Annotated in this window: 1 pseudogene; it reads right to left on the bottom strand. The window is 77.9% G+C overall.

Annotated elements, in window-relative coordinates:
• Nucleotides 1–226 (bottom strand): annotated as a pseudogene (locus tag IG05_RS43405) (modular polyketide synthase); the annotation flags it as partial.

Below are 226 nucleotides of genomic sequence, written 5' to 3'. Positions count from 1 at the left end.
GCGCACCCTGCCCCGGAAACACGAACACCGACCGGCCCAACGGGCGGGCGGTCCCGGTGACCAGGCCCGGCGCCGTACCACCCTCGGCCAGTGCCTCCAGGGCCGCGGCGGTGCCCACCACCACGGCCCGGTGCTCGAACACGGTGCGGGCAGCCAGGGCACCGCCGACCGCCGCCCGGGTCACCTCGGGATGCACGGCGGTGAAGGCGCCCAGCCTGCGCGCCTG

Origin of the sequence: Streptomyces sp. NRRL S-1022 (assembly GCF_000720135.1) — a bacterium.
Taxonomy (GTDB): domain Bacteria; phylum Actinomycetota; class Actinomycetes; order Streptomycetales; family Streptomycetaceae; genus Streptomyces.
This window is presented reverse-complemented; position numbering and strand designations above follow the sequence as displayed.